Here is a 23249-nt window from a genome sequence, read left to right as displayed (position 1 = left end):
GAAGAACGTTCATGACTCGTCACGCAGGCTTCGAGGGCAAGGTCGCCGTGGTCACCGGCGCGGCTCAGGGCATCGGCGCCGCCACCGCACTGCGGCTGGCCGAGGAGGGCGCGACCGTCGCCGTGGTCGACCTGACCGCCGGGCGGGCCGCCGCCACCGTGGAGGCGATCACCGCCAAGGGCGGCACCGCGAAGGCGTACGGCTGCGACGTCGCCGACTACGACGCGGTGGAGGCGGTGTTCGCGGCGGTCGCCGAGGACCTCGGCGGGATCCACATCCTGGTCAACAACGCCGGCATCACCCGCGACAACCTGTTCTTCAAGATGCCGAAGAACGACTGGGACGCCGTCATCACCGTCAACCTCACCAGCGCGTACAACTGCAGCCACGTGGCGCAGAAGTACATGGTGAAGCAGAAGTACGGCAAGATCGTCTCGCTGAGCTCGCGCTCCGCCCTCGGCAACCGCGGCCAGGCCAACTACGCCGCCGCCAAGGCCGGCATCCAGGGTCTCACCGCCACCCTGGCGATCGAGCTCGGCCCGTTCAACATCAACGTCAACGCCGTCGCCCCCGGCTACATCGCCACCGCGATGACCGCCGCCACCGCCGAGCGGGTCGGCTCCAGCGCCGAGGAGCACCAGGCGCTGGCGGCCGACCGCACCCCGCTCCGGCGGGTCGGACAGCCCGAGGAGATCGCCTCCGTGGTCGTCTTCCTCGCCAGCGAGGACGCCTCCTACGTGAGCGGGCAGACCCTGTACGTCAACGGGGGCGCCCGCTGACCCTCCGGGGACCGGGGCACCGGACCCGATCGGGCAAGCACCACAGGGGCGCGTGGGGGCACCTCCCAGCCGCCAGGCTGGGGGAGAACTGCGCGAAACGGAAGGCCGCCTACGTAAGGCCGCCGAGGAGCCGAACTCCGCTGCTCGGAGGGCGAGTACGGCGCCCAGCCTTCCGTTTTCGCGCAGTTCCCCGCGCCCCTTGTGGTCGACCGGAAGCCCGCAGAAGGCGCCCGCCTCCCGCCGCGCCCCGTGTGGTCGACCGGCTGCCGAGAGCCTGCACCTGGGTCAGGCCGTCGGGGTGGGCTCGGCGTAGTCGTGGGCGGCCTTGGCGGCGACCAGCTGGCGGAGGTGGCGCTCGGCGGCGCGGAGCTTGCGGCCGTCGGGGCCCGGGAGGTGGGCGCGGAGTTCGATGATGTCCGGCGCGATGGAGATGGCCTCCGCCGGATCCTTGACGGCCCGCCAGCAGGCTTCCGCGTTGGTCGCGGCCCGCTGGGTCTCCGTGTGCTCGGGGCCCTCGGTGCGGAGCAGCGTGAGGGCGACCTCGCGGTAGATCTCGGCGGCCAGCGCGGCCCGGCCGGCGAGCCGGGACACGTGCGCCCGTACCTGCCGGACCTGGAGTACGGCCGGGGCGACCGGGCCGTGGACGGCGACGGCCTTCTCCTCCAGCGCGATGGCGAGTTCGGCGGCTTCCTGGTGGGCACCGGCGTCGGCGCTGGCCACGATCCGGCCGATGGCGTCGCGGTACCCCTCCAGCGGGTCGGCCTCGGGTTCCGTCGCGGCAGACTCGGACGCGGCGGGGGCGGTCTGGACCGCGGCGGTCGGCTTGCCGAGCTCGACCCGTTCGGCGGCCCCGACGGCCTCGGGCTCGACGGGCTCGGGCCGGGCGGCGGGCTTGGCGAGTTCCACGCGGTCGGTGGAGTCCGGGGTGGCGGTGGACGGCTTACCCAGCTCCACCCGCTCGGCGGCGTCGGGCTGTTCGGGGGCCGCCGGCTTGCCGAGTTCGACGCGCTCGGTCGTCGGCTTGCCGGTTTCGACGCGCTCGGCGGAGGCCTCCTTGCCCAGCTCCACGCGGTCTGCGGTCGGCTTGCCCAGCTCCACCTTCTCGGTGCCGGACGGCTTCCCCAGCTCCACCTTCTCGGTGCCGGTCGGCTTGCCCAGGTCGACGCGGTCTGACCTGGCGGACTTCTCCAGGGCGACCGGCCGGGCGGGGCGCGGCGGGGTGGCGGGCACGCCGGGCTTGCGGAGGCTGACCATGCCGCGGGGCTGCCAGTTCCGCTGCAGACCGCCGCGGGCCGGGGCCGCCGGGGCGGCGGCTGGTGCGCCGACCGTGGCCTGCGGATCGCCGGCCGTCGGGACGGGTCTGGGCGCGGCGGCCGGGGTGACGGCGGGACGGGCGGCGCGGCCCGCAGGCTTGGGGGCCACGGCCGCGGGGACCGGGCCGCCCTGGGGCTGCGGGTCGCCGGCGCCGGGGCCGATCTGGCGCGAGGTGTTGCGGAACAGCGGCCGGTCCGCGGCGTGGGCGGTGAGCGTGATGACGTCCGGCCGCAGCACCGAGTGCACCTGCTGGCGGAGCTGCTCCGGCGTCAGGACGGCGTCGGCGCCGGGGCGGCCGCGGTGCAGGACCTCGATCAGCGCGCGGGTGAAGGTGCCGACCTGGTCCGGGTCGGGGGTGATCGCGGCCCACAGCGGGACGCCGTCCACCAACGGGGTGATGGCGCTCTGCAGTTGCGGCCAGGCGGCGTGGTCGCCGCTCAGGTCGCCGATCACCAGGGTGTCCAGGTCGGCCGGACGCTGGCTCAGCTCGTTGGCCAGGGCCTGCCAGGGCAGGCTGTCGGCGGGCTTGGAGTCACGCAGCGTCAGGAAGATCTGGCCGCCGCGCCGGTCCGCGAACAGGTGCCCGCCAACGTGGATGAGCAGCGGCCCGGGGTGGCGGGCGGCGGCGCGGAGGTGGGCGAGCACGGTCTGCGGGTCGGTGGCGCCGGGCAGGTGGACGGCGTCCACCGCGTCCGCGGCGAGCAGGATCTGCGGGGAGACGGCGGCCAGCATCGCGGAGAGCACCGGCGCCTGGGCGGCGCCGCCGCGTCCCCAGTGCCGGCGGGCACCGTAGCCGCCCTCGATCACCAGGATCCGGCCGCGCAGGCTGCCCCCGATGCCGCCCGACTGTCCGGCCGGCGCGGTGACGGCGGCAGGCGGGGTGACCGCCGTGGGCGCCACGGCCGGGGCGGGAGCGGGTACGGGCGCGGGCGCGGGTGCCACCGGCTGCGGCGGGGCGGCGGCCGTCGGCGGATTCTGCGGGGTCGGCGGAGCCGTCGGAGGCAGCGTGATCGCCGGGATGGTGGCGGTCCAGCCCGTGGAGGGTACGGCGGTCGGCGGCAGCTCGAACGGGTCCGCCGGCACCGGGGTGCCGTGGGACGGGGTGGTCGACGGCGGCAGCGCGAAGGGGTCGGCCACGGCGAGCCGTCCTGCGGCGGGCCCGCCCGAGGCGGCGTCAGCGCCGATGAGGGGCAGCTCCGCCGTCTCGTCCACGGGGTCCGGCCGCACGCCGTCCCCGGACGCCGCTGTCACGTCCGCCACTCCCGGTCACCGCCCCCGCCTCGTCGCAGCCGCGACGACCCGTCCCCAGTGTGGCGCCATCACCACGTCAGATCCCGCCACGATAAGGGGTCATCCCTCGATCGTTCCAGGCCGGGTGGGGGTGGCGGCCGGACGGGCATCCGCGCAGGCTGGTGACCGGGCCCGGGTGGTCCGGTGTACGCGGGCGCAGGGCGCGCCCCCGTCGCCGGCGGGCGGCGGCGTGCGGCCGCCGCCCGCCGACCCCCACGGGCTGGGGAGTTGACGCTCCGGGCACTCCCGGGACACCTCGCTCGCGAACCCGCCCGGGGCGCGGCGGCTCAGTAGGTGACGGTGATCCGGCGGGCCGGACCGTCCACCCGGATCCGCCCGCCGTACGGGATGACCAGCTGCGGCTCGGTGTGCCCGAGGTCGACGTCGAAGACCGCCATGGTGTCCGGGGCGTACTCGGCCAGCGCGCGCAGCACGGCGGCGCGCTGCTCGGCGCGGTGCCGTTCGCGGGCGGCGGCGTCGTTGTGACGCTGGTGGCTCCACGCCATCGCCCGTCCCATCAGCAGCGCGGGGAACTGCCGGAGCAGGCCGCGCTCCCCCATCGACCGGAGGGTGTAGTAGACCTCGGCGGAGCTGATCAGCTCCTCGGAGGTCTCCAGGAAGAGCACCCGCCCGGCGTAGTCCTCGACCGGGCCGATACCGCGGTCCGCCATCAGCAGCCAGGCGACGATCTCCACGCAGCCGCCCCAGGAGGTGCCCTCGACCACCCGGTCCGGCCGGTGCCAGGTCCAGCCGGGCGCGGGTTCGGTGGCCAGCTCGGCCTCGAAGGTGGCCGGGTCCTCCCAGCGGCCGTTCTCCTCGACGATCCGGGACGCGGCGGTCAGCTCGTACGGGCCGGAGGTGAAGAGCGCGGCGCGGACCGAGTCGGCGGTCAGCGGGTCCATCGCCCCCGGCCGGCCGAACTGGCACATCACCGTGCCGCCGTGGTAGCCGACGATGCCCAGCCCGGCCAGGTGGTGCAGCAGGTTGGTGTTGTCGCTGTAGCCGAAGAACGGCTTGGGGTTGGCGCGCAGCAGCTCCCCGTCCAGGTGCGGGATCACCGCGATCTGGTCGTCGCCGCCGATGCTGGCGATGACGGCCTTGATGTCCGGGTCCGTGAACGCGGCGTGGATGTCCGCCGCCCGGGCCCGCGGGTCGGCGCCCATCAGCCGGGTGGTCGGGTACTCGACCGGCGTGAGGCCGAAGTCCTCGACCAGCCTGCGCAGGCCGAGTTCGTACGGCAGCGGGAACAGACCGGGCAGTCCGGCGGAGGGCGAGATGATCGCCACCCGGTCGCCGGGACGCGGTTTGGGAGGATAGACGGGATCAACCATGAGCGCAGGGTAGTGACCGAACCCCGTTCGGCCGTACCGGATTTAGACCGGCCGCCGCGGGTCGGCCCCGGTGGGACGGACCTCCAGCAGGGTCTTGCCGGTGGTGGCCCGGGAGGCGATGGCGCGGTGGGCGTCGGCGGCCCGCTCCAGCGGGAAGCGCCGGCCGATCACCGGACGGAGGCGGCCCGCCGCGGCCTCCGCCAGCACGTACGCGGTCGCGGCCCGGACCGCCGGCGGGGCGGGCATGTGGCCGGGGCGGGGCAGGTGGTGGTGGAGGTGGCGTACGCGGGGATCACCTTCGTGGAGACGCAGTTCCGCGCCACCGGCCGCGGCCCGTTGGACGGGTCTTCAGGGCGCGGGGAACGGTGCGCAGCAGAAGGGAACCACCTCGGCTCCCCCGACCTCGCGCAGTTCCCCGCGCCCCTCCAGTGGTGACCCGATCAGTCACGGCAAGGGAGGCACGGGGACCTTCCAGCCGCCGAGGCTCGGGAGAACCACGCGCCCTGGAAGGCCTCTACCTCAGCCCTCCAGACCTCGCGCAGTTCCCCGCGCCCCTTCAGCAGTGACCCGATCAGCCCCCGCGTGCCTTCAGTGGCAACCCCTTCAGCCCCCGTGCCCCCGGGTGGGCTAGGAGCCCGAGAGGAGGTCGCGCAGGAGCGCCACCGTGTCCGGGTCGAGGTCGCGGCCGGTGCGGCGGGAGAGGGCGTCGAGACGGTTGACCGCGCGGACGAGCTGGTCCCGGGCGCCGGCCGAGGCGTAGGCGTAGAACAGGTCGCGGTGGAGGAGTTCGACGTCCGGGGCGACCGCCAGGGCGCGGAAGATCGCGGCCTCGGCGGTGCGGTGGTCGCCGTACTGGAGCCGTCGCGCGGCGAGTTCGTGGGCGGTGTCGACGATGGCGGCGAGCATGTCCTGCCGCTCCGCCTCCGCCCAGCCGTACGTGTCACCGGCCACCTCCGCGAACGGCGCGCCCCGCACCAGGGCGAGGGCGTGCGCCAGCGCCGCGTCGGCGGTGGTGCTGGTGCTCCGCATGCCGCGGCGGTACAGACTGCGGAACTCGTCCCAGTCGCAGGTGACCGTGGGCGCGAGGTGGTACGACTCCGGCTGGTCGACCGGGAGGAAGGACCGGCCCTCCGATGAGGTGCCCAACCAGGCGGCCAGCCCCTCCAGTTTGGCGGCCAGCGGCCCGGCGGACGGCGGGACGGCGGCCTCGCCGTCGGCGGGGGCGAGGTGGGCCGCGCCGGGGTGGATCCGCTGGTCCAGGTCGGCGTGGCCGGTGCCCGGGCGGAGGGCCAGGAACGCGGCCAGCTCGGTCAGCCGGAGCACCGCGCCGGGGTCGGCGGAACCGGCCGCGCCGAGGATGTCCGGCGGCCCGAGCACCCGGATCCGGGGCGCGGTGCGCAGGGTGTGGGCCTCCGGCGAGCGGAGGATGGCGAGCAGGTCGTCGCTGTCGGTCCGGCCCGCCCGGGGGCGCGCCTCGGCCGCGACGGCGTCGGGGTGCGCGGGCTCGCCGCCCTCCTCCCCGGCCGCCGACGCGGGAACCGGCCCAGTGGTCACCGGCTCAGCGGTCACCGCCTCGGGGCTCACCGGTTCGGGGCTCACCGGTCCGGGCACGGCCACCGGCTGCACCGGGGCGATCCGGGCCGGATCGGTGAACGCCGTCGGCTCCGCCGGCCCGAACTCCTCGGCCTCCACGTCCTGTTCGGACTCCGCCGCCTCCACGGGCTCCTCCACCGCCGCGGGCAGGGCCAGCGCCGCCGTCTCCGCGAACCGCCCGTACTCGGCGGCCGGCCCGGAGACGTCCTCGGGCGAACCGGCGGATCCGGCCGACGCGACGGACGCGACGGGTGCCGCCGGCGCCACGGGGACGACCGGCTTCGCCAGCTCGACCGTGGTCTGGTTCAGGGCGTGCCGCCCCAGCCCGTTGACCAGGTGGCGGGAGGCGGGGCCGGGCGCCGGGGTGGCGGTCGGCCCGGTGCCGGCGAACGGGCTGGCGCCGGTGCCGATGACCCGGGCCAGCAGCCGCGGCCCGCCCTCCCCGTCCTCCGACGGCCCGGAACCGAGCGCGGCGGCGGTGACCGCGGCGGGCCCGGTGGTTCCGTTCACCGCCCCGAGCGCGGCCAGGACCGGTACGGGGGTGGGGAGTTCGGTCGGGTCGAGGTCCTCGCCGGGACCGTCGAGGGTCCAGTCCGGGGCGGGGTGCTGGGTGAGGTCGCCGGAGCTGCGGACGAGTTCGCCGAGCAGCCCGAGCTGCTGCGGGTCGAGCCGCTGGAGTTCCACGCTCAGGTGCAGCCCGGGCAGGGTCGCCTGGCCGGTGCTGGGCAGCGTCCAGCGGGCGACCGGGCCGGCGCCGCGCTCGGGCGCCCGGGTGATCACGGCGAGGCAGGTACGCGGGCGGCCGTCGAGCAGCCGGCCCAGTTCACCGGGGACGGTCCCGGTCGGCGGCTCGGCCGACAGCAGGATCTCGGGCACCCAGGCGTCGTCGGCGTCCCCCCGGCTGCGGGCGTCGCGCGGGCTGCTGGCGTCGGCGGCGACCAGGGTGGCCCGGGCCTTGGCGGTCCGCGGGCCGAGGACGGCGAGGGCCGCCTCGATGGTGGCGTGGTGGTGCACCCGCTCCACGGCCGGGCCGGCGAGCGGGAGTTCACCGGCGAAGCCGACCAGGTGCAGGTGGAGCCGGTCGGCGAGCGGGCTGTGCGCGAGCTCGACGGCCAGGGTGCGCAGCACGTCCTCGGCGTCCTCCGGGTGGCCGGAGAGGTGGACCAGCCGGACGGTCTCCAGGTCGGCGAGCACCACCGAGCCGTCCGGGGAGCTGCCGAGGGTCACCAGGGCCGGGTACGGGGCGTTGTGCTTGGCGGCCTGGCCCTTGGAGAGCAGGTCGGAGGCGTCCGCCGGGCACCACCAGACGTTCGGGGCGTGGGCGGCTCGGAACGGCGCGACGGGCACGGCGGGGGCGGCGAGGTGGAGTTCGACCGTCCGGTCCCGGGTGACCCGGGCGGCGATCAGGGCGGGCAGCCGCTTGCCGGTGCGGACGGTGTTGCGGGTGAGAGTCCGCAGGGCGCGGTCGAGCAGGTCCAGGCCGGCCTCGTTCTGGCGGGCCCGCAGCTCGGCCTCGAAGGCGCCGGCGGCCTGGCCCGGCAGGGCGATCCGGTGCCGGGGGCGGCGGGCGCGCTGCTGGTCGCCGCGGCGGCGGGAGACCGCGCCGATCATCACGGCGGCGAGCAGGACGCCGACGGCGGAGGCGGCCAGCGCGGCGGAGTAGTCGTCGCTCGGCCGGGCCGTGCGGTGTTCGGCCGCCGGGCCGGCCGGGCCGGCCGACTCCGGAGCGGGGGTCCCGGCGGCGGCGCTCTCGGGCGCGGAGGAGGCCGGCGCCGGGGTCTGTGCCTGCGAGGTCGGCGCAGACGTCGACGTGGGCTCGGGCGCAGACGTGGCTTCCGGCGCCGGAGGCTGGGGTGCCGGGGCTTGGGGTGCCGGGGTCTCCGCCTGCGGCGCGGGTGCGGGCGCGGGCGCAGGTGCGGGCGCGGGCTGCTGCGGGGCCGGGGCGGGCGGCTCGGCGGTGGCCGCACCCGGGATGGCCAGCACCGTGCCGGGTACCAGCAGGTCGGGGTCGGTGAGCCGCTCGCCGTCCGGGGTGGCCACGCCCTTGTTCGCCTCGAACAGCTGCGGCCACTGGTCGCCGTCGCCCAACTCCCGCTGGGCGATGGCGGAGAGGCTGTCCCCGGAGCGGACGGTCACGGTGGCGTGGGCGGGGACGTGGGCCGGGGCGGAGCCTTCGGGCAGGGCGGGCGGGGTGCCCTGGTCGCCCTGGGCGGCGGCGCGGTCGTCCGGCTTGGCGTCGGCGGGCATGACCAGCTTCCAGCCGGGCTGGATCGGCCGGTCGGCGTCGAACCGGCTCCCCGACTCGTCCATCACCCGGCCGTCGTTGAGCCGGGCGATCTCCACCCACCGCTCCCCGGAGCCGAGTTGGCGCTCGGCGATGGACCAGAGGCTGTCGGCGGGCCGGGTGTCGCGGACGGTGTAGCCGGGCTGGGCGTCGGCGGCGGGCGCGGCCGGGGCGGCGGCGGCCGCGGGCAGCGCCGGGTACTGCGGCGCGGCCGCCAGCTGCGCCGGGGCGACGGCCGCGTGGACCGCCTCCGGTGCGGCGGCGAAGGCGGAACCGGCCACCGGCAGCAGAGCCAGCACCGAGCCGACCAGTCCGGCGGCCAGCCGCTGGCTCCAGCCGAACGCCGGGATCCGCCGGGCCACCCGTCCGCGCAGCTGCGCCGGGATCTCCAGCAGCACCGACCAGGCGAAGCACAGCCAGGCCACCCAGCCGACCGCGACCAGCGCCCACAGGAACAGCCGCCCGTCGTCCGGGGTGGTGAGCGCGGCGCCCAGGCCGCCCTCCGCCGGGTCGCCCATGCCGGCCACCGCCGTGGTGCCGTACGCCAGCAGGGCGGGGACGGCGACCAGCAGGCCGAGCAGGGCGACCAGCGCGCCGAGGGCGGCGAGCACCGAGCGCCCGGTCGGGCGGCGGGCCGCCCGGACGGGTACGGGACGGGGGCCCGGTCCGGGGGTGCCCCCGCGACCCCGGTGGGCGTGGTCGTCGGCTCGTCGCGCGGCCATCAGCCGGTCTCCTCATTCGTGACGCCGTGCACCAGGACGGCCTTGCCGGTCCCGCGCACCGGAAGGGTGTTGATACGGATCAGTCGGAGCAGCGAGGTGTCGTAGTGGGCGTCGATCGTCACGCTGACCACGCCCGGGGTGTGGAGGTCGACCTCGCCGGTGAGGTGGTGACCGGCCAGGTACGCCTGGACGGCCTCCCGGGCCCGCGGTTCGTCGACCAGGTAGCCGCGGCCGTCCCGTAGGGCGGCCTCGTCCAGCTGCTGGCCGCCGGCCCGGGCGGCCTCCTGGGCGAGCGCGTCGGTCTGCTCGATCACCCGCAGCCGGCCGCCGAGGTCGAGCACGATGCCGACCAGGATGACCAGGGCCGCCGCGGAGACCGCCACGAAGGTGGAGACCGCGCCGGTGTCCGGTCCGGTCGGCGCCTTGCCCCGACGGGCCATCAGCTCCCCCCTCATGTCCCCTCATCTCCCCCTGTGCAGGTCCACCACCGAGGTGAACTCCCCGGTGAAAGTCTTCTCCCCCGGAAGGCCGTCCACGCTCATCAGATCCCCGAACGGGACCGTGCAGCTCACCCGGACCGTGACGGTCTCCAGCGGGCCGGACGGGGTGTCCAGCCGGTCGTGCCCGACCAGGCCGTCCCGCGGGACGGCGCAGCGCACCTGGCTCTCGTCCAGGGTGGAGCGGACCGCCTCCAGCGCGGCCTCCTCGGCCCCCTCGGGGGTACGGGCCAGCGAGGCGGCGCGGGCCCCGGCCCTGGCCGCGGCGTCGATCACCGCGCCGGTGCTCTGCACCCGCCCGGCCGCGACGATGATCATCACGAAGGCCACCAGGACGGGGGCGAGCAGCGCCACCTCCACGGCCACCTCGCCGCGGTCGCCGCGGCGCCTCACCGCGCGCCCGCCGGGACGAACCGCTCGCGCGGGCCGGCCGCCTTGCGGGTGATCGTCATCCGGTCGAAGAACGGCAGGACGGCCTGCGGGCTGACCTCGACGGTCATCCGCAGGTAGTCCGCGTCGGTGCCGCCGTGCGAGACGGAGACCGGCCGGGCCAGGTCGCCGAACCTGGCCAGCACCTCGTTCGCCCGCGCGTCCCCGTCCGCCGGCGTGGCGCCGCGCACCCGTCCGGCCTCCACCCCTTCGCGGACCGCGGTGTGCGCGACCTGGCCGGCGTACCACCACAGGCACGCCTGGACGGCCAGCATCACGATCAGCAGCACCACGGGGAAGAGGATGGCCAGGCTCAGGGTGACGGCGCCCCGGTCGAGCGGTCGGGGTACGCGCGGGCGTCGGGTCACTGCGCGGCCGTGGGCAGGTCGGTGGGCACCTTGTTCTTGGCCTTGCTGGCGAGGGCGGTCACCGCCGCCAGCACGCCGCCGGCGATGGCGACCAGGACGATGACCGCCAGGGCGAGTTCGATGCTGATGGCGCCGCGGTCGCCGGCCGCGCGGGCCGCCCGGACCCGGCCCATCCGGTGGTGGAAGAAGGGCATGCCGAGCTGGACGGGGAGCAGCACGGGCAGCAGCAGGGCGGCGAGCAGTGGCCGGAGGAGGGACCCGGTGCGGGGCCTGATACGAGTCATGGTGTGGTCTCCAGGACGGGGGATCGGGGGCGTGCGGTGGTCGCGTGGTGGCGGGTCAGGTGGCGGTGAGCATCCGGTACAGCGCGGGGAAGACGATCAGCACCGTCATCAGCAGGGTCAGCGCCGAGCCGGGCGCCACCATCCGCTCGCTGTCGGTGTTGGCCTGGGCGAGTTCCTCGGCGAGGAGTTCGGCGCGCAGGCTGCGGGCCCGGGCGCGGAGGGTGTCGTACACGGCGGCGCCGTCGGTGCCGGAGATCCGCATGATGTCGGCGGCGTCCTGGAGCGGGGTCAGGCCGAGTTCGGTGGCGAGCGCGTCCAGGCCGTCCCAGGGCGGCAGCCGGTCGGTGGCGGCCCGGTCCAGGGCGTCGCGGATCCGCCGGAAGACGGTGCCGCGGCCGACGGCGGCGGCCCGGCGCAGCGCCTCGGCGGGGCCGCTGTCGGCGGCCCGCTCCAGGGCGACCAGTTCCAGGTAGGCGGCGATGCCGTGCAGGTACTCGGTGCGGGCCTCCTTGGCCTCGCCGGCGGCCACGCCGTCCGGGACGAACCAGAGCAGCGCGGCCAGCAGCGGGCCGGTGACCAGCGGGACGGCCGGCGGCAGGCCGAGGCCGGCCACCAGGGCCATCGCGGACAGCCAGCCGGGCAGCAGCAGGCCGAGCAGGGCGAACAGCAGCTTGTGCGCCATGAACCGGGCGGGGCTTCGGCCGATCAGGGCCAGCTGCCGGTGCGGGATCCGCACCCCGGGCAGGGCGAGGGTGCCCGCGCCGACCCGGTCGTACCAGGCGGGTGCGGTCTGCTCGGGGTCGGGCCGGGGATCGGGGGTGCGGTGCAGCCGGTCGAGGGCCTGTCCCAGGTCGGGCGGGGCGGGCCGGAGTTCGGCGGCGAGCAGGGCGATGCCGCCGGCCGCGGCGGCGCCGGCCAGCAGGGCCCAGGGCGAGATCACCGGGCCTCCTTGAGGGTCGTTTCGGCGGCGGCCTCCGGTTCGGCGCCCGCTCCGGTGCCGAGCCGGCCCGCCTTGCTGCGGCGGTCGGCCTCCAGCAGCCGGGGCAGCGGGGTGTGCGCGGCCAGCGACCGCATCCAGGCGATGACCAGGACGAAGGCCACCGCGACCACGCCGAGGACCACCTGGCCGACCACCCCGGTGTAGGGGGCGGTGTAGGAGGTGTTGAAGGAGCCTGCGACGACCACCAGCAGGATGATGCCGACCAGCCAGCGGATGGTGGTGCGGTGCTTGGCCCGGTCGGCTTCGATGGCGCGGCGCTGGCGGACCTCCTCGCGCACCGAGTCGGCCAGGTCGGCGAGCGCCCGGGCCAGGCCGGGGCCGCTGTCCCCGGCCCGCAGCAGCAGCGCGGCGAGCACCTTGTCGGCGGTGGCGTCGGCGAGTTGGTCGCCGAAGGCGCGCAGCGCGTCCTCCGGGCGCCAGCGGGCCTGGAGCCGGGCGGCCAGGTCGGCGATCTCGGTCTCCAGGGCGGCGGGGGCGGTACGGCGGCTGGTCACGACGGCCTGGTTGAGGCCGACGCCGAGCAGCAGCACGTCGGCGAGCCGCTGGGTCCACTCGGCCAGCGCCTCCAGGCGCTCGATCCGGCGGGTGTCGGGGCGGGTGGCGGCGAACAGCCAGGGCAGGCCGAACACGGCCGCGCCGACCAGCACGGCGACCAGCGGGATGCCGGTGGCCAGCCAGCCGAGCGGGGCGCCGACCAGCGCCGCGCCGAGCTGGACCCGCCGGAGCGCGACCATCCCGGGCGCGGCGGTGCCGGGCGCGCCGTACCAGAGCACGTGCAGCCGGCCCTCCAGCGGGTTGGCCCGCACCGGGCCGCTCTCCCGGGCGCCGACCAGGCCGACCACCAGGGCGACCAGCCCGCCGGCCACCAGCAGGCCGCACAGGACGTAGAGCAGCATCAGCGGGCACCGCCGATCCGCAGGTCCAGCGGCGCGGTCCAGGCGCCGTACGCGGACTGGAGCAGGCCCGCGTCGAAGCCGGCCCGGCGCAGGTCGTCCAGGCAGTGCGGCGGGGTGTGCGGGACGGCCCGCACCTCGCCGAGGTCGGGGCGGGGGCCGAACACGGTGTTCATCGCGGGCCGCCCGGACTCGCCGAGGCCGGCCACCTCCAGGACGTGCGAGACGAACCGGTGCCGGCGCCCGCCGACGGCGGTCTCGTCGACCATCGCCACGTGCACCACGAAGTCCAGGGCGTTGGCGGTGAGCCGGTAGGCGAGGGTGTCGGTCATGTGCGAGCCGTACTCCAGGCAGAGTTCGGCGATCCGGTCGACCACCATGTGCGGGCCGCGGGCGTGCAGGGTGCACATCGAGCCGCCCTCGCCGTTGGTCATCACCCGCAGCATGGGGACCACCTCGCCGGAGCGGACCTCGCCGACGATGATCCGGGACAGGGTCATCCGCAGCGCGGCCGGGATGAGTTCACCGATGGTCAGCTCGCCGGCGGCCCGCCCGTCCACCCGCTCGCCGTTGCCCTCGCGGGCCTCCATCGGCACCACCTGGCGCAGGTGGCCGAGGGTGTGCAGCCACAGCTCGAACTCCGACTCCAGGGTGCCGACCCGCTCGTCCGGCGGGATCTCGGCGGCCATGGCGCGCAGCAGGCTGGTCTTGCCGACACCCTGGGTGCCGGTGATCATCACGTTCTTCCGGGCCCGGATCGCGGCGGCCAGGAAGGCGGCCAGCGTGGCGTCCAGGGTGCCGAGCCCGACCAGGTCGGTCAGCGTGGCGCTGGCCACCCGGTGGCGGCGGATCGCCACGTACGGCCGGGGGGTGACCTCGGTGAGCGCCTGCAGGCGCATGCCGCCCTCCAGGCGCAGCGCCAGGGTGGGGCTGGCGGTGGAGAGGGTGCGCTCCCCGCCGCCGTGCTGGCGGGCCAGGTCCTGGAGCAGCTCGACGAGTTCGGCGTCGCTGTCGGCCACCGGCGGGACCCGGCGCAGCGGTTGGTGGACCCGGGAGACCCAGACGTCGTCGCAGCCGTTGATCAGGATGTTCTCGATCTCCGGGTCGTCCAGGTACGGCTGGAGCCGGCCGGCCCGGAAGAGCAGGTCGTAGACGGCCTCGGCGAGGGCGCGGTCCTGGTCGCGGGTGGGCGGGATGCCGTGGGTCTGGGCGTAGGCGTCGGACCAGCGGGCGACCGCCTCCTCGATCAGGGCGCGGCCGCGCTGGCGGCGGGTGGCGCGGTCCACCTCGGCGCCGGTGCCGTCGGCCAGCCGGGAGAGCTGCTGGTGCAGTTCGGCGGCGACCTGGCGCTTGAGCTCGCGGGCGACCTGCGGGTCGACGGCGGGCTTGGTGCCGACCGGCTGCAGCGCGGGGGCGGCGTGCGCGGCCCCGGGCGGCACGGGCGTGGGCGGGACGGGCGTGGGCGGGATGGGCGCCGGCGGGACCGGGCCGGTGGCGGGCAGTGGGCGGGCGGCCCAGGGCAGCTGGGCGGCGTCGGCGGAGGCGCCGTTCACCGGCCCGGTCGGGTGGAGCGGGCTAGCGCGCACGGAGCACCTCCCCGAGACCGCCCGGGAACGCGCCGCCGGACGCCGGCCGGCCGAACGGCGGCTGGCCGAACGGCACCGGTCCGGGCTGCGAGGGCTGCGAAGGCCAGGCCTGGCCCGGCTGGGACGGCTGGGACGGCCACGGCTGTCCCGGCTGCGGCTGGCCGGGGAACGGCGCGGGGGCCGGCTGCTGCGGGGCCACCGGCGGCGCTATGTGCTGCGGGTACGCCAGCGGGTGCGGTGCCGGCGCCGGTGCGCCCTGCGGCAGGCCGGGCTGCGGAACGGGCAGCGGGGCCGGCGCGGGGGCGAGCCGCTGCCGGCGCCGGGCGATCAGCACCTGGAGCTGGTCGGCGGCCGTCCGGGCGGTGCGCATCAGCTCGGAGCGGACGAACCGCCGGTCCGCGGTGTCGCCGCCGTCCGACAGCACCCGGGCGGTGCGCGGCGCGTACGGAAGCAGCCCGTGCACCGGCACCCCGAACTCCCGGGACACCTCGGCGGCCGGGTACGGGCCCTCGGCGACCAGCAGCAGCCCGAGGGCGTCGGCGCCGGTCCCGGCGGTCTCCAGGTCCTCGCGCAGCGCGGCGACCCGGGGGCGGGCGGCGCTGAGCCCGCGCAGGGTGGTCCGGACGGCCACCGCCACGGCGTCGGCGCGGCGGGCAAGGACGGCCCCGGCCCCGGCCGCGCCGGAGCGGCCGAGGTCGAGGATCACGTCGATGCCCTGCGGCTCCAGCCCCTGCAGGGTCTCCACCAGGGGCTCCCAGGTGTAGGCGAGGCCGGGGGCCTGGGCCGGGTCGGTGAGGCCGGGCAGCAGCAGGCGCTCGCCGCCGCCGTCCGGGGAGAGGTCGATCAGCTGCTCCCAGAGGGTCTGGGCGAGCAGGCCGCGCCGGTCGGCGACGGCCAGGTTGCGCAGCCCGTACACCGCCTCGACCCGGCCCTCCAGGGCACCGGCCAGCACGGACCCGCCGTCCGGGTCGCACTCGACGAGCAGCACCCGGCGGCCGGGGCGCAGCGGCCAGGCGAGCAGCAGGGCGAGGGCCGTGCTGGTCGCCCCGGGCGCGCCGGGGCCGCCGACGACCGCGATCACCGCCATCAGGAGCCACCCCCGGCGCCCTGCCGGGGCATCAGGACCAGCTGGAACTTGCCGCTCGACACCCACACGGCGAGCCGCGGCGCGTCGGCCTCGCCGACGGCGACGTCGACCACCGTGACGCCGTCGGTGTCGGTCCTGCCGACCGCGGCCACCACGGCCTGCATGGTCTCCGGGGCCCGCGTGGTGGTGCCCTGGTCGGCCCGGGTGTCGGGGGTGGAGACCACCAGGACCCGCAGCCCGACCTGGAGCCGGGTGGCGGGCAGCTGGCTGCGCTTGGCCGGGACGCCGACCAGCTGCTGGCCGGGCTGGACGACGGGGGTGGCGGTCAGGTCGGCCTTGGTCACCACCCCGCCGCGGTGCAGGTCGGTGGTGGCGCGCAGGCCGATCACGCCGTTGCGGTCCCGGGCGTCCAGCGGCTTGATCGCCGGGTCGCCGGCGATGTGCGCCACCACCAGGTCCTCGGCGGTCAGCGTCTGTCCCATCGGGACGTCACGGGCCAGCGCCAGCACGGCGATCCGCTGCCCGCTGCTGTTGTACAGCACGGCGCCGCCCAGGCCGCCGGCGGCGATCAGCGCCACCGCCATCGCCAGCACGGCGGGGCGGCGGCGCCGGGCGCCGAGGGTGCGGGGCGGGGTGTGCGGGGCCGGCCGGCCCGGCTCCGGGACGTACGCGGCGGTGCCGGGGCTCGGCGTCGGGACACTGCGGGTTTCCACCGGGCTGCGGCCTTTCCTCGGTGCTGGGGTTGCTGGGCGTACGGGGGGACCGGGATCAGTTGAGGACCTGGACCTCGGCCACCTTGGTCTTGAAGGGGTCCGCCAGGTTCGACCGCTTCCAGAAGAAGCTGAACACGGTCCCGCTGGTGTCCGACCGGGTCACGACGACCTTCCAGACCAGGGTGGCCGTGACGTCGAACCGCTGGTCCTTCTTGTCCGCCGAGGTCGACCGGTAGACGTGGCCGCACGGGGGCTGGGCACCGGCGGGCGCATCGGCCCGGTAGGGCGTGGCCGCGTCCTTCGGCGAGCAGGTGAAGTACGAGCCGTCCCCGGTGTCCCACTCCACGTGGTCGAGCACCGCCCGGGCGGTGACGCTGAAGGTCCGCCCGGGTGCGGTGCCCTCCAACGTCCCGGAGGTGCGCGGCGTCGCGACGTACCAGAGCCAGACCGGGACGCCCACGACACCGGTGTCGCTCGGCGCGGCGTGCACCTCCGGGTCCTCGAACTCGATCTTCCCGAACGCGTCCCAGCCGAGGGTGACCGGGTTGTCCGGCGGCGGCCCGCCGGGCGGCTGGGCGAAGAAGGTCGACGGCTTGGGGGTCAGCATGCCGTCGTCACCGCGGCAGTTGACCTCGTACACCGCGCCGGAGGAGGGGTCGTGGCCGCCCCAGGCCGGGTCGCCGGCCGGGGGCTGCGGCTGGGAGCGGTGGTAGTAGCAGCCGTCGGCGGTGGAGAACCAGCCGAGGGCGTCGTCCCAGCAGGGGTACTCCTTGCCGTTCCAGGCGCACATCTGCACTCCGTCCGATCCGCCGCCGCCCCCGGTGCCGGTCTGCCCGGGCCTCGGGGTGCTCCCCGGCTCGGTGATGATGATGCAGATATCCCGGGAGGCACAGGGATTCACCTCGCCGGCGGGACCGTCGGCGATCGCCCGGCCGGGGACGGCCAGCATTCCGATCGACAGGAGCGCGCAAATGACCATTCGCCAAAGTGACTTCAGCATGTCCGGTCCACCTCGCGTTTGAAGTCCGTGATCAGCCACCGGGATCCGTCCAGGCGCAGACCGACGGTCGCCACATAGCGGGAGAGTCGACGTTCGGGATCCTTTATCGCTTTGCTTCCGGCATCGGCCTGGTGCCAGTCGGACACATCGACACAGTCCTCGATCACGGCGGTGGGCGGCTTCGCCCCCGGATCGAGCGCCTTGAGCACCGGGGAGTTGCGGGGTGCGCCGATCATCACGAGTTTCGCCTCGCGCAGTCGGTACAGGGTCGCGAGCGACTCGCTCAGCGCCGGTCCGGTGGAGGAGGCGACCAGCTGGGAAGAGTCCGAATCCGATCGCCCGAACGCCTCCACCTGGGCCTGCGACCAGGCCTGATAGGCCCTCACCGCGGCCCGGCCGAGCGCACCCTCGGTACCGTCGGTGGGGATCGGCGCACCCGTGGGCGAACCACTCGATCGAGGTATCGCGGTCACCGCGGGAAGGGTCGCCCCGGGGGTACCCAGACGGTCGGCGGAGCCCGTGGAACCGCTTTCGCCGCAGCCGCCGAGCAGCGTCAGCAGAACCACCCCACCAACCCCAACCGCCCCAGGGCGCAACACTTTTCCGCGCTGCCGCATAGCCCCACCTCGTCGCGACCGACCCTGTTCCCGGTCATCGTCGCAGAAGTCTTCCGCCGTCCCGCAGTGTTGCTCCGGAGGCATCGATTCTTCGCCACCCCACCCCGGCACGGCAACACCCCGGGCCCCCTGACCTTACGCGGAAGGCGGATCCGTTGGGGCACTTTCCCGCCACAGAACCGCCAACAGTTCATCGGAAAGCGACAATCCGGCCAACGCGCCGCGCACCGCCGCCCGATTCCGCATCAACAACCGTCCCCCACCTTCCGGTACGAGCAGCAGCGGCTCCACCGCCCCGGCCGGGGCGGCCTGGGCCAGCAGCCGCTCCAGCTCCGGCTGGAGCTCCATGGGCCCCACCGCGGCCGGCGCCCCCGGGACGCCCTGTTCCAGTACCCGGCCGAGCACCCGGCTGAACGACGCCTCACCGCCCGGCAGGACGCCCTCCCGGCCGCGCCGCACCGCCCCGGGCAGCCGGCCGGGGCTGTACCGGCCGATCCGGCCCCACAGCGGCACCCGGGAGTGCGCGAGCAGCTCGCCGGCGCCGTCCTCGCGGCCCAGCGCGGCCCAGGTCTCCTTGTCCGCCACCGCGTCCACCAGCAGCAGGGTCTCCTCCTGGTCGCCGTGGACCATGGCGCTGACCACCCAGTCCCACGCCAGCCCGCGGCGGTAGGCGTTGTCGGCGGTGGAACCGGCGGTGACCAGGGCGAGCCGCTTGCCCCGGGGGTCCGCCACCAGCTGGCCCACCAGGCAGACCACCAGCCAGCGGGCCGGCCGCTGGGCGGCCTCGCGCAGCGCGGTGAGCATGGCGTTGGCGTCGGCGTCCGGCTCGACCAGGCCGACCCGGCAGCCCCGGGCACCGGCGTCGAAGGTACGGCCGGGAATCGCCCCGGCCAGCAGCCGCGCCCCCTCCGCCGCCCGGGCCGACCCGGCGTGGCCCCGCTCGGGCCCCCCGTCGGCCCCGATCACCACCAGTTCGATCCCGCTGCCCATCGCCAACCGCCCCCCCATCCGTGCCGTGTCCGGGCCCGGCGACCGCCACGGCCGCCGGGTCCGCGGGCAAAGCTACCGGTGCCGGCCGTCACCCGGGCGCCGCCGCGCGCCGGAGCCGTCCTGACCAGCAGGTGCCCGGCCGCCGCCGGCCGTACACCGCCGCCCGGGCCCGGCGGGCGGGAGCCGGGCCCCCGCTGACAGGTGACCGGTCGGTAGGCATACTCTCCGGAGTCGGCCGCCGCCCGGTCGCGCCGGCCCGCCGGAGCCCACTCCCCCACCTGGAGCGCACCTTGACGACCTTCGCCTCCCTCACCGAACTCACCGCCGCGGTCGGTACGGAGCTCGGCACCAGCGCCTGGCACACCATCGACCAGGAGCGGGTGAACCTCTTCGCCGAGGCGACCGGGGACCACCAGTGGATCCACGTCGACCCGGCCCGCGCCAAGGAGAGCCCGTTCGGCGGCACCATCGCGCACGGCTACCTGACGCTCTCGCTGATCCCCGTGCTGGCCAAGGAGTGCTACGCGGTGGAGGGCGTCCGGATGGCGCTCAACTACGGCTCCGAGAAGGTCCGCTTCCCCGCCCCCGTCCCGGTGGGCACCGCGGTCCGGGCCACCGCCGAACTGGTCTCGGCCGAGGAGGTGGCCGGCGGCGTGCAGGTCCTGGTCCGCTACACCATCCGCAGCGAGGCCGGCACCAAGCCGCATTGCGTCGCGGAGACCATCACCCGCTTCTACGCCGCCTGAGCCACCGGCACCAGCCTCCGCGTCACCCCCTCGCACGGGGCGGAGCCGTTCATGCCTCCCGGCCCCCTCCCCGCACGACCTCCGCCGGCGGGACGGCCGGTTACGCCGAACGGCTCGCCCCGGCCGCTTCCACCAGGTCACCGGGCATTTGGCCCGGTAATGTCCGTTTTGATGGTTGCCGTCCGGTTCCGGGCACCAGCCCGGGCCGCGCGTGCCCCGGCCTGATGACACCCGCCCCGGCGGGGCCGTCCAGCCGCAGCCGTACGGATGTCCCGACCGTGGAGGTGCCGTGCCCAGTCCCGTGTCCTGGATCCTTCGGTCCGCCGAACTGGCCGCGGAGGCGGGCCTCGGCCTGCGGGACCTCCGCCGCGCGCTCGGCAGCCCGCGCGACATCTGGCACCGGGTCCGCACCGACGCGTTCGGCGCCGAACCCAAGGGGTACCGCCTCTGGCGGGTCACCAACTCCCCGCACTTCGTCGACGGCGCCTTCCGCAACCCGGTGGCCACCCGCCGGCTGGTGGGCGACCGCTCGCCGCTGGAGATCACCCGCGCCCAGCTGACCGGCGACCGCAACCGCCGTACCCCGGCCGCCGCCGTCCCCGTGCACCGGCTGACGCCGGTCGAGATCGCCGTCCCACCCGCCTCCGGCCTGCGGATGACCTGGCTCGGCCACTCCACCGCACTGGCCGAGATCGACGGGAAACGGGTGCTGTTCGACCCGGTCTGGGGCGAGTGCTGCTCACCGTTCCCCACCCTCGGCCCGCTCCCGGGGATCGGCCCCAAGCGGCTGCACCCCGTCCCGCTGCCGCTGGTCGAACTCGGCCCGATCGACGTGGTGGTCATCTCCCACGACCACTACGACCACCTGGACATGGCCACCATCCGGACGCTCGCCACCGAGACCGGCGCCGTCTTCGCCGTCCCCCTCGGGGTCGGCGGGCACCTGGAGCACTGGGGCATCCCGGACAAGCGGATCGTCGAGCTGGACTGGTGGGAGTCGGCCAAGGTCGCCGGCCTGGAGCTGACCGCCACCCCCGCCCGGCACTACTGCGGGCGCGGACCGCGGGTCAACCCGATGATGCTGTGGGCGTCCTGGGTGGTGGCCGGGCCGCGGCACCGGGTCTTCCACAGCGGGGACAGCGGCTACTTCCCCGGGTTCGCCGAGGTGGGGCGGCGGCTGGGGCCGTTCGACGTGACGATGGTGCAGGTCGGGGCGTACAGCGAGTACTGGCCCGAGGTGCACATGACGCCCGAGGAGGGCGTCCGGGCGCACCTGGACCTGGGCGGCCGGATGATGATGCCGATCCACTGGGGCACCTTCAGCCTGGCGCCGCACCCGTGGGACGAGCCCGCCGAGCGGGCGGTGGCGGCGGCGCAGGCGCTGGGGGCGGAGCTGGTGGTACCGCGGCCGGGCAAGCCCTTCGAACCTTCCGATCCGCCCGCGCTCAAGCTCTGGTGGCGCGCGGTCGCCGCCGCCCCCCGCGGCACCGACCTCCTCGTCCCGGACGGCCTCACCCAGCCCGCCGCCCCCACCCACCCCGACACCAGCACCGTCGGCGACGGCGGCGTAGCCGTCTGACCGCAACGCAACCGCTCACCCCGGGGGCGCGTGGCTCGCCTCCCGCAACCGGTCACCCCACGCCCCCCTCTTCACGTACCCGGTTGCCCCAAGGGGCCGGCCAGTGGCGGAGCCGGTCGATCAGGGTGGCCGGGTCGATCGCGCCGGTGGTCTCGGTCGGGGTGGCCAGCAGGAACGGCACCGGACCGGTGGCGATCCGCAGGCCGGCCTTTCCCAGCCGGGCGGAGAGCTGGGCCTCGAAGGCGTCGCCGGTTCGGTGGCCGAAAAGGGTCGTCCGTCCGTCGGCGACGAGGGTGCGGTGGGCCTCGCCCTGCCCGCACACGATCTCGCCGAGCAGGTACAGGTCGCCGCGCCGGCTGCCGTCCAGGACCGGCCGCAGGGCCTCGGCCAGGGCCGGCCGGTCGCGGTGGGACCAGCGGACCAGCGGACAGGCTGTCCCGGTAGGCCTACGTCTGTACGGCTTGCGTCATGAAGGTGCAGCGTAGGGGCGGTCACCGACAGCACCGCCGACCCTGGAACAGGTTCTATTCACGGACGAGTACCCTGATCGCGTGACGGACGCCATGACGAGGGAATCTTCGGGCACCCATGGGGTGGGCCCGTTCATCGAGCTGCTGGAGATCGAGGAGCTGGATGAGAACCTGTTCCGTGGTTCCTGCCACGCCGGGGCGCCGATGCGGGCCTTCGGCGGGCAGGTGGCGGCGCAGGCGCTGACCTCGGCCGGGCGGACGATCGGGAAGGACCGGCTGGTGCACTCGCTGCACGGCTACTTCCTGCGCCCCGGCGATCCGCAGCGGCCGATCGTCTACCAGGTGGACCGGGTGCGCGACGGCGCCTCGTACGCGACCCGGCGGGTGACCGCGGTGCAGCGCGGGGAGGCGATCTTCACGCTCTCCGCCTCGTTCAAGCGCCCGGAGGAGTCCCGCGAGCGGCAGCGGTCCATGCCGCCGGTGCCCGGCCCGGAGGAGCTGCCGGACCCGTTCCTGACCTGGGAGCAGCTGGCGCCCGAGCATTTCGCCCGGGCGACCGGCTTCCGCTCGCTGGAGATGCGCTTCGTCCCGGCCGACTCCCCCGGTCTGCCGGCCGAAATGCCCGGCGTCCCGCAGCAGTTCGTCTGGCTGCGCACCGGCAGCCGGCTGCCCGAGGACCCGCTGGTCCAGGTCTGCGCGCTCACCTACCTGTCCGACCTGACACTGGCCTCGACCACCACGCTGCACCTCCAGCCGCACATGCTGCTGCGGACGGAGCCGCCGCGGATCACGCTGGCCTCGCTGGACCACGCGATGTGGTTCCACCGGCCGTTCCGGGCGGACGACTGGCTGCTGTTCGCCCAGCGCAGCCCGTCCGCCTCGGACGGCCGCGGGCTGGCCATGGGCGAGTTCTACGACCGGGACGGGCAGTTGGTGGCCTCGGCGGTCCAGGAGACGCTGGCCCGCGAGCGGCCCACCCGGTAGCGGATGCCCGGGCCCGCCCGCCTCATACCCCTGCGCGCACCCGCCCCGTATCATGGGGCGGGTGACCAAGGTTGACCTGTCACCCCGTCCGGTGGAGGCGATGTCGCCCCGTCAGCTCGAACGCCGCGGGAGCCTCATCGCGGCCGCGCTCGCCCTGGTGACCGAGATCGGCGTCGAGCGGCTGCAGATGAAACAGGTGTCGGAGCGCTCCGGAGTGGCCCTCGGCACCGCCTACCGCTACTTCTCGTCCAAGGACCACCTGCTGGCCGCCACCATCGCGGACTGGCACCGGCTGCTGCTGGCCGATCTGGTGGCCGAGCAACGCGGTCCGCGCACCGGCAGCACGCCGACCGAGCGGATGGTCCGGTTCGTCCGCCACGGCATGCGCGCCTACCAGCGGCAGCCCGAGCTGGCCCGGCTCCGGGTCGCGGTGGCCACCTCCACCGACCCGTTCGCCAGCGAGGCGCTCCAGGGCATGGCCAGAGCCGACAGCGCGGCCCTGCACTCGGTGATGGCCGAGATCCCGCCCTCCTCCGGGGACGTGGTCCGGCACATCGTGGGGCACGCCTGGCAGGGTGAGCTGACCGCCTGGGTGACCGGCCGCACCACGCTGGACGACGCCCGGCGGCGCCTGGAGGACGTGGTCCGGCTGGTGCTGACGCCGTACGAGCCCGGCTGACCCGCCGGCCGGAC

At 75.8% G+C, this 23249-nt stretch carries 22 protein-coding genes; 5 read left to right on the top strand and 17 right to left on the bottom strand.

The features are described from left to right. Positions 1–11 precede the first annotated feature (11 nt). A complete protein-coding gene (fabG, locus tag ABWK59_RS27445) occupies positions 12–779 on the top strand; it encodes a 3-oxoacyl-ACP reductase FabG (protein ID WP_354643316.1) in 768 nt (255 codons plus the stop codon). Positions 780–1064: 285 nt separating this feature from the next. On the opposite strand, the gene ABWK59_RS27440 is transcribed toward fabG, so the two are convergent. The 16 genes from ABWK59_RS27440 to ABWK59_RS27365 all read right to left on the bottom strand — a co-directional run bounded on the left by ABWK59_RS27440 (position 1065) and on the right by ABWK59_RS27365 (position 18783). Continuing rightward, positions 1065–3344: a hypothetical protein gene (locus tag ABWK59_RS27440; RefSeq protein WP_354643315.1), complete on the bottom strand. Its 2280-nt coding sequence runs from the start codon at positions 3342–3344 to the stop codon at positions 1065–1067. 326 nt (positions 3345–3670) lie between these two features. Next, positions 3671–4714 (bottom strand): S66 family peptidase, encoded by a 1044-nt coding sequence (locus ABWK59_RS27435; RefSeq protein WP_354643314.1) that lies wholly within the window; start codon positions 4712–4714, stop codon positions 3671–3673. 42 nt (positions 4715–4756) lie between these two features. After that, the gene (locus ABWK59_RS27430) at positions 4757–4960 is read right to left on the bottom strand and encodes a zinc-binding dehydrogenase (RefSeq protein ID WP_420492857.1); all 204 of its coding nucleotides are present in this window, start codon (positions 4958–4960) and stop codon (positions 4757–4759) included. A gap of 381 nt (positions 4961–5341) precedes the next feature. Further along, positions 5342–9313, bottom strand: coding sequence for a LysM peptidoglycan-binding domain-containing protein (locus tag ABWK59_RS27425; protein ID WP_354643313.1), 3972 nt, complete (start codon positions 9311–9313; stop codon positions 5342–5344). Continuing rightward, on the bottom strand, positions 9313–9768 hold the full coding sequence (locus ABWK59_RS27420) for a hypothetical protein (RefSeq protein ID WP_354643312.1): 456 nt from the start codon (positions 9766–9768) through the stop codon (positions 9313–9315). Before ABWK59_RS27420 ends, ABWK59_RS27425 begins: the two co-directional genes overlap by 1 nt. 6 nt (positions 9769–9774) lie before the next feature. After that, a complete protein-coding gene (locus ABWK59_RS27415) occupies positions 9775–10203 on the bottom strand; it encodes a TadE family protein (RefSeq protein WP_354643311.1) in 429 nt (142 codons plus the stop codon). Then, positions 10200–10607, bottom strand: a complete 408-nt coding sequence (locus tag ABWK59_RS27410) for a TadE family protein (RefSeq protein ID WP_354643310.1) — start codon at positions 10605–10607, stop codon at positions 10200–10202. The genes ABWK59_RS27415 and ABWK59_RS27410 overlap by 4 nt, the downstream gene beginning before the upstream one ends. Next, positions 10604–10891, bottom strand: a complete 288-nt coding sequence (locus ABWK59_RS27405) for a hypothetical protein (protein ID WP_354643309.1) — start codon at positions 10889–10891, stop codon at positions 10604–10606. The genes ABWK59_RS27410 and ABWK59_RS27405 overlap by 4 nt, the downstream gene beginning before the upstream one ends. A 55-nt stretch (positions 10892–10946) precedes the next feature. Then, positions 10947–11831 carry a hypothetical protein gene (locus tag ABWK59_RS27400; RefSeq protein ID WP_354643308.1) on the bottom strand — a complete coding sequence of 295 codons (885 nt, stop codon included), beginning with the start codon at positions 11829–11831 and terminating at the stop codon, positions 10947–10949. After that, positions 11828–12787, bottom strand: coding sequence for a type II secretion system F family protein (locus ABWK59_RS27395; protein ID WP_354643307.1), 960 nt, complete (start codon positions 12785–12787; stop codon positions 11828–11830). Before ABWK59_RS27395 ends, ABWK59_RS27400 begins: the two co-directional genes overlap by 4 nt. Next, the gene (locus ABWK59_RS27390) at positions 12787–14370 is read right to left on the bottom strand and encodes a CpaF family protein (RefSeq protein ID WP_354643306.1); all 1584 of its coding nucleotides are present in this window, start codon (positions 14368–14370) and stop codon (positions 12787–12789) included. The genes ABWK59_RS27395 and ABWK59_RS27390 overlap by 1 nt, the downstream gene beginning before the upstream one ends. After that, positions 14360–15457: a hypothetical protein gene (locus tag ABWK59_RS27385; RefSeq protein ID WP_354643305.1), complete on the bottom strand. Its 1098-nt coding sequence runs from the start codon at positions 15455–15457 to the stop codon at positions 14360–14362. The genes ABWK59_RS27390 and ABWK59_RS27385 overlap by 11 nt, the downstream gene beginning before the upstream one ends. Further along, a complete protein-coding gene (locus ABWK59_RS27380; protein ID WP_354643304.1) occupies positions 15457–16170 on the bottom strand; it encodes an SAF domain-containing protein in 714 nt (237 codons plus the stop codon). The genes ABWK59_RS27385 and ABWK59_RS27380 overlap by 1 nt, the downstream gene beginning before the upstream one ends. Before the next feature lie 55 nt (positions 16171–16225). Further along, positions 16226–17149: a hypothetical protein gene (locus ABWK59_RS27375; protein ID WP_354643303.1), complete on the bottom strand. Its 924-nt coding sequence runs from the start codon at positions 17147–17149 to the stop codon at positions 16226–16228. A gap of 14 nt (positions 17150–17163) precedes the next feature. After that, entirely contained in the window at positions 17164–17736 is a 573-nt protein-coding gene (locus ABWK59_RS27370) for a hypothetical protein (RefSeq protein ID WP_354643302.1), read from the bottom strand. A gap of 186 nt (positions 17737–17922) precedes the next feature. Beyond that, complete coding sequence (locus ABWK59_RS27365; protein ID WP_354643301.1) at positions 17923–18783, bottom strand: hypothetical protein; 861 nt, start codon at positions 18781–18783, stop codon at positions 17923–17925. Between the two features lie 284 nt (positions 18784–19067). On the opposite strand from ABWK59_RS27365, the gene ABWK59_RS27360 reads away from it, so the two are divergent. Both ABWK59_RS27360 and ABWK59_RS27355 read left to right on the top strand, forming a co-directional pair. Beyond that, the gene (locus ABWK59_RS27360; RefSeq protein WP_354643300.1) at positions 19068–19523 is read left to right on the top strand and encodes a MaoC family dehydratase; all 456 of its coding nucleotides are present in this window, start codon (positions 19068–19070) and stop codon (positions 19521–19523) included. A 352-nt stretch (positions 19524–19875) separates the two neighbouring features. Further along, positions 19876–21102, top strand: coding sequence for an MBL fold metallo-hydrolase (locus tag ABWK59_RS27355; RefSeq protein ID WP_420492952.1), 1227 nt, complete (start codon positions 19876–19878; stop codon positions 21100–21102). A gap of 52 nt (positions 21103–21154) precedes the next feature. Here the strand turns inward: ABWK59_RS27355 and ABWK59_RS27350 are convergent, their stop codons facing one another. After that, positions 21155–21424 (bottom strand): hypothetical protein, encoded by a 270-nt coding sequence (locus ABWK59_RS27350; protein ID WP_354643299.1) that lies wholly within the window; start codon positions 21422–21424, stop codon positions 21155–21157. 241 nt (positions 21425–21665) lie between these two features. On the opposite strand from ABWK59_RS27350, the gene ABWK59_RS27345 reads away from it, so the two are divergent. Beyond that, positions 21666–22556 (top strand): acyl-CoA thioesterase, encoded by an 891-nt coding sequence (locus tag ABWK59_RS27345; protein ID WP_420492951.1) that lies wholly within the window; start codon positions 21666–21668, stop codon positions 22554–22556. Positions 22557–22617: 61 nt separating this feature from the next. Then, positions 22618–23235, top strand: coding sequence for a TetR/AcrR family transcriptional regulator (locus ABWK59_RS27340; protein WP_354643297.1), 618 nt, complete (start codon positions 22618–22620; stop codon positions 23233–23235). Positions 23236–23249: the final 14 nt, after the last annotated feature.

This window comes from Kitasatospora sp. HUAS MG31 (assembly GCF_040571325.1).
GTDB lineage: Bacteria > Actinomycetota > Actinomycetes > Streptomycetales > Streptomycetaceae > Kitasatospora > Kitasatospora camelliae.
Note: the sequence above shows the minus strand (reverse complement) of the source record. Positions and strands in the feature narration are given on the sequence as shown.

Excerpts from the sequence above, each read along its gene's own strand:
- fabG (WP_354643316.1), top strand. The coding sequence starts at position 12 with ATGACTCGTCACGCAGGCTTCGAGGGCAAGGTCGCCGTGGTCACCGGC.
- ABWK59_RS27435 (WP_354643314.1), bottom strand. The coding sequence starts at position 4,714 with ATGGTTGATCCCGTCTATCCTCCCAAACCGCGTCCCGGCGACCGGGTG.
- ABWK59_RS27430 (WP_420492857.1), bottom strand. The coding sequence starts at position 4,960 with ATGCCCGCCCCGCCGGCGGTCCGGGCCGCGACCGCGTACGTGCTGGCG.
- ABWK59_RS27425 (WP_354643313.1), bottom strand. The coding sequence starts at position 9,313 with ATGGCCGCGCGACGAGCCGACGACCACGCCCACCGGGGTCGCGGGGGC.
- ABWK59_RS27420 (WP_354643312.1), bottom strand. The coding sequence starts at position 9,768 with ATGAGGGGGGAGCTGATGGCCCGTCGGGGCAAGGCGCCGACCGGACCG.
- ABWK59_RS27405 (WP_354643309.1), bottom strand. The coding sequence starts at position 10,891 with ATGACTCGTATCAGGCCCCGCACCGGGTCCCTCCTCCGGCCACTGCTC.
- ABWK59_RS27395 (WP_354643307.1), bottom strand. The coding sequence starts at position 12,787 with ATGCTGCTCTACGTCCTGTGCGGCCTGCTGGTGGCCGGCGGGCTGGTC.
- ABWK59_RS27385 (WP_354643305.1), bottom strand. The coding sequence starts at position 15,457 with ATGGCGGTGATCGCGGTCGTCGGCGGCCCCGGCGCGCCCGGGGCGACC.
- ABWK59_RS27375 (WP_354643303.1), bottom strand. The coding sequence starts at position 17,149 with ATGGTCATTTGCGCGCTCCTGTCGATCGGAATGCTGGCCGTCCCCGGC.
- ABWK59_RS27345 (WP_420492951.1), top strand. The coding sequence starts at position 21,666 with ATGACGAGGGAATCTTCGGGCACCCATGGGGTGGGCCCGTTCATCGAG.